Origin of the sequence: Methylobacterium sp. Leaf465, assembly GCF_001424705.1 — a bacterium.
Lineage (GTDB): Bacteria > Pseudomonadota > Alphaproteobacteria > Rhizobiales > Beijerinckiaceae > Methylobacterium.
In genome coordinates this window covers 1-1632 of record NZ_LMRA01000039.1, presented here as the reverse complement: position 1 = coordinate 1632, position 1632 = coordinate 1, and the positions used below count along the sequence as shown (strand labels likewise).

The 1632-nt window shown below is 62.6% G+C and carries 2 protein-coding genes; one reads left to right on the top strand and one right to left on the bottom strand.

The annotated features are described in order from the left end of the window. Positions 1-239 (top strand): hypothetical protein (locus tag ASG51_RS25190; RefSeq protein ID WP_244480181.1); only part of this gene is annotated, 239 nt, incomplete at its 5' end. Positions 240-270: 31 nt separating this feature from the next. Here the strand turns inward: ASG51_RS25190 and ASG51_RS17375 are convergent. Continuing rightward, positions 271-1533, bottom strand: a complete 1263-nt coding sequence (locus ASG51_RS17375) for a hypothetical protein (RefSeq protein WP_244480180.1) — start codon at positions 1531-1533, stop codon at positions 271-273. Positions 1534-1632: the final 99 nt, after the last annotated feature.

Below are 1632 nucleotides of genomic sequence, written 5' to 3'. Positions count from 1 at the left end.
CAGTTCAGACCACTGCGCGTCGCTCAGCATCGTCCCTCCTGCATCAGAGAGACGAAAACGAAAGCCAAACCAATCCGTTCAGGCGACGACAGACCCTAGGCCCCCCACAAGTCGTCAGGACCGAGATAGCTCAGATCGAGCTGAGCGATATTCTGAGCAACATTCGCTCGCACAAGGCCGCGCCTATTTGGATTGAGCGGGTGCTGCAGCAGGCCGATCGGATGCCCATCGGGCGCTAGCACCAGCGGCTGCCCATTTCGATGATAGAGGCTAACAGGCGTTCCCGGTGGTGCGAGGGGGGCGAACCACTCCACGTTCCCAAGATAGTCTCGCCGCGCCCAGGTCCGGTTGTCGGACGGCGCGAATTCCTGGATGAATTCGAGCCACATGCCGCGGGTCGCGGAGGTGGGCCACTCTGGTTGGGCCGACCATGCCGCGAAGCCAAGCGCGCAATTCCGCGCCGGTCGTAAATGTGGCGCCGGTGTCGGCAACGACCTTGATGGCCGCAAGCCGCGAGTTGAAGCCGGCCTGTATCAGGATGGAAGCGGAGCGGTTCATCGTCCCCGTTTCGACGGCCGGAACGGCGAGGCCGAGTTCATGATCCGCCAGCGCCAGGCCGAACACACCAACGACATCGCCGTTGGCGGCAGCACGGACTCGCAACGCCTCCATGGCCCAAGGCAGGCGATAGACCAAACCGCCCTCGATAAATTGCAACGTCTCGGCTTCCTGGCCGCCGACCGCCCCGGCGAGGCGTTGGCCGAGCAGCCAGCAGCGCAAAATGTCACGCCAGTTGGCAGGGAATGGATCGGGTTCAAATGGGTAGAAGGCGAAGACCCGTTCCGCAATCCCGGTGATGGCCGCGATCGCGGCTTCATGGTCGGACAGCATCAAGGCTGCGTTCGCCTGGATGAGAAGCAAGTTGGCCTCGGGCACGATGGCGTCGAGAGCGTGCCCGGCTTCGAGACCGAGACCGGCCAGGAAGTAGCCGCGCCGCGTTGCGGCCGTGGAATTTGCCCAGATGTATCGGCTTCGCGTGAGGAGCGTGGCGCGGTAGGCGGCGCGCGATGCGTCGTCCACGCGCAGCAAGCGCCGCTGCCAGAGCGAAGACTGAAGGATCGTATCGAGCGCGGCCTCGATCTGATCATCAGGCACGTCGGCCTCGCCGATAAGGCTGAGAATGGCGGTGTCGAGCGTCGCCATATGGCGCTCCCACTCGTTCAGCGCTCGCTCACGCTTGTCTGCCTTTTCGCCAGCGACTTCCGGGAAGGTCCATGCTGCCGCATTGTTGACGACATAGTCGATGAGCTGGTCGAGGTTGCCGCCAAGTCGCCTGTGCATCCGTGTGAGCAGCGAGAAGATGAGCTGGACGAGCCCGCTCTCCATCTCGCGGGCGCCGAGATCCTCGATCAGGCCCACCCACTCGTCGTGCTTCTTATTCTTTGTGTCCTCAAAAATGGGATAGAGGACAAGGCCTTCGACATCGATATAGGCGCGGCCGGCGCGGCCGATGACGTTCTTGAACTCCGACACTGTCCGACGTCAGCACCTGTGGGACAGATTGAGGGTCTTCACGAACGGAGGATGGCTGGTTCATCGTAGCCCCTGAGGAGCGAAGATGAAGCAGACATC